This is a genomic window from Autumnicola tepida (genome assembly GCF_031846485.1).
Taxonomy (GTDB): Bacteria; Bacteroidota; Bacteroidia; order Flavobacteriales; family Flavobacteriaceae; genus Autumnicola; species Autumnicola tepida.
Window position 1 is genome coordinate 1 of the sequence record NZ_JAVRHQ010000055.1, and the last position, 3,541, is coordinate 3,541.

Here is a 3,541-nt window from a genome sequence, read left to right on the forward strand (position 1 = left end):
AATTGTAAATTACATTATTATCAATTTGCCATTTATAAATTCACACATAAGTTTTATTTTTCCATCAGAATAATATTCTTTTTCTTCTCCATTGCATATACTGTCACAGTTCAAAAAATTCCACTTTTGACAATGCAAAAAATTTCTGTAGCAAACAAAATTTTTGAAGTTCAAATCCTATCAATTTCGTTTAAGTCAATTGTTATAGTTTCTTGTGCAAGCCATTCTCCTCTTTCAATATAGTATGTTAGAATTTTAAAGTTATTGTTTTCTTTACCTGAATTAAATTCATAATGTGGTTGAATAACTTTTCCAGAAAAATTATCTATGAATATGATTGGTAAATCTTCTGTTTGAGCAAAAGTTTGCTGTGTGAAGAAGAAACCGAAAATAATAGCAGAATTTTCATAAAATAATTGTGTACAACATGTTATATCTGGATAAATGCTGGTTATGTTATTAATTAATATTAATCAAATTTTACTATGTTAAATATAAAGGGGGAATAGCAAGACGATAACACGCTGCGCGATGTTATTCATTTACAACATATTGTAATTCAATTTGTTATGCTTAATAAAAAGATGATGCTATTGCGGTTTTTTACTAAAAAACTTCTGAAGCCCTTATAAACAAGCTAATTTTTTAGTAAAATTTTGATTTGAAGCTTAAAATTATAATTTGGTCCTCACCACTTTTCCTTCCATTATATCTCAGGGAAAACGGTTCGTCCTATAGTCTTGGACACGAGCCAAAAAAGAGGATGGTTTGAAATAATAAAGAGAGGCATTAACTTTTTTGGCTCAAGTCCGCAGATTCGAACTAAGAACAGATTTTTTCTTTGGAAGAATATTTTTCAAAATTCACCTTACTCTAATAACTTCAGATGCCTTACCTTTTGATGCGAAAGAAACAGGATTTAAAATTAGCGGCCTGCATAAAGCCGCTTTGCTTCGCGCCGCTTTTTATAAGGCCTTTCCTAATTTCAAATCCTGAAATGTCAAGCCACATCAAAAGGTAATGTGTACGGCTCTGAAAGAAGTAAATGAAAAGGAGAGCAGGCTGTTTTCATTTCGGAAAGATGATGCCAACCTTAATTTAATTGTAATAAAATAATCAAAGGAAAATGCACCGGATAAAAAAAGTAAATGAAATAAAGATTAAAATGACAGCAATGGCGGGACAGAGAAAACTACTCTATACAACTTAATTGAATAATGTGATTTCCGGGGGAAAAAACACTATAACAGCTATTCAATGTCTTTACCAGTAATAATTTATGACGCTTCCAAGCTATAGTGTAATAAAAAATAAGATTGACCCATCTTTATTAAATGAGTCAATCTAGAAATAGGGGAAAACTTTAAAAAGAGTTTAAGGCATTCCCTGCATTATAGGGTTGCTTTTTAAACTTGAATTTTAAAACGATCTCGTGAGAGCCGTCATGATAATTGCTAAAGTCATTTGTTCCATAATCATAGGAATATCCTACCAGCAGATTTTCTAAGATCTGAAAACCAGCGAGACCACTTAAAGCCTCGTTGTACCTGTAGCCAAGACCTAAATGTAAACGTCCAAAGAGTAAAAAATTGGCATTTGCATTTAAAGTAATCGGGTTTCCTTCTATAATATTGGCCAATACCGAAGGTCTAAAAGTTAAATTCCGATTCAGTTCAAACTGATATCCGGCAAGTACATTGAACTGAAGTTTATTAGCGACTACATTTCTTATTTCACTGTCGTAAAAATCCTGTTTGAAAAAATTCGGCACAGAAAAACCTGCAAACCATTTTCTGTTATACACCATTGCGCCGGCTCCAACTTTTGCATAGAATTCATTGTTTAAATTATTCTGTGCAATATCTCCAGGATTCTCAAAATCACCCTCTGTTAAATCGATATCAAGAAGCGATCCCCCGGCATTAATACCTAACGAAATTGTGGTTGTTGAATTTATTCGGAGGTTATAAGCATATAATGCTGAAAAGGATTTATAAGATGATGGCCCCACCTTGTCGTGAATAAGGTTCAAGCCCACACCCATTTTCCCATTCGAAACAGGCCCTAAATAGGACAGAAACTGAGATTCCGGAGCGCCTTCTATTCCCACCCACTGGCTTCTGATTACACCTGTTATCGATCCGTTTGTAACAGCCCCTGCGAATGCAGGGTTAAACTGCTGAACGGTATACATATAATTAGTAAACTGTGGCTCTATCTGCGAGGTTGCTGTAAAGCTTAAAAGCAGGCTAAAGCATAAAATTAATAGTTGAATATATCCGGTTTTCATCTTATCTGTTTTATCTGATTATTTGAACCCACCCTTTAATTAATGGAGTGCCGTCTCCAAGATCCAATACATAAAAATAAGTACCGTTGGGAACCCGCTGATTACTTCCTATTGAAAAGCCGGTATTGGAATTACCATTCCAGCTATTGGAATATCCCCGGGCTTCAAACACTTTGTTTCCATGGCGGTTATATATATCAAGCCGATTGTTAGGGTAATTTTCAATACAGTTGATCTTAAAATAATCATTGGTACCGTCCCCATTTGGTGAGAATTGGTTGAATATGAAAATACATAAAGGATCTATCTGAAGCCAGGACATATTATCATCTGGTTTCATATCTCCAGGTGTGGAACTTTTTAATTGAGCAGTATTTTCATAGTTTCCGTTAGGAAGGACTTCTACTTCAATAATCAATTCTGCCATGCTATTTGCCTCAAGTTCTTCTATAGTCCATTCCCCCGCAACTGGACTATAATTTCCGTGAGTGGCAGCACTTTCCCTGAATTTGAAACCACTCTGAAGCTGCTCATCGATTATAATATCGGTAATGGGGAAATCACTGTTATTTGCAACCCTGATTGTAAATTCAATATTACTACTAACTGTTGGATTACTGCTGCTTGCAGACTTTATGACAGAAAGATTGGCTTCTCCAAAACAATTCTGATTATCCGGATTGGGATCACATGGATTAAGCGGATCAGAACCATTATCTACTTCATCGCCATCACTTATACCATCATCATCGGTATCAGGATCGGTGGGGTCAGTGCCTATATCATTCTCATCCTCATTATCAATTCCATCGTCATCAGTGTCATTGTCTTCTGAAGGACAATTTTCATTATCTGGATTGGGATCACATTGATTAAGCGGATCGGAGCCATTGTCAACTTCATCGGCATCATTTACATCATCATCATCGGTATCAGGATCAGCAGGATCAGTGCCAAGATCAACTTCTTCATCATTAGTGAGCCCATCCTCATCCTGATCACATGACCCGGCTGTTGTATCTGGATCACATGAGTCCAGCGGATCAGAACCATTATCTACTTCATCGCCATCATTTATACCATCATCATCGGTATCAGGATCGGTGGGATCAGTGCCAAGATCAACTTCTTCATCATTGGTCAGCCCATCATCATCAGTGTCATTGTCTCCTGAAGAACAATTTTCATTATCCGGATTAGGATCACATGGATCAAGCGGATCGGAACCATTATCGACTTCATCGCCATCAC

3 protein-coding genes are annotated in these 3,541 nt (G+C 36.1%); 1 reads left to right on the forward strand and 2 read right to left on the reverse strand.

Features of this window, described 5'->3' with window-relative positions; translation table 11 throughout:
* Window positions 1-243, forward strand: a 243-nt coding sequence (locus tag RM553_RS19160) for a hypothetical protein (RefSeq protein WP_311536575.1), incomplete at its 5' end; no start/stop codon positions are given.
* Between the two features lie 1,120 nt (window positions 244-1,363).
* Here RM553_RS19160 and RM553_RS19165 read toward each other — a convergent pair.
* The gene (locus tag RM553_RS19165; protein ID WP_311536576.1) at window positions 1,364-2,290 is read right to left on the reverse strand and encodes a PorP/SprF family type IX secretion system membrane protein; all 927 of its coding nucleotides are present in this window, start codon (window positions 2,288-2,290) and stop codon (window positions 1,364-1,366) included.
* 10 nt (window positions 2,291-2,300) lie between these two features.
* Window positions 2,301-3,541: T9SS type B sorting domain-containing protein (locus tag RM553_RS19170; protein WP_311536577.1), on the reverse strand; the 1,241-nt coding region annotated here is incomplete at its 5' end.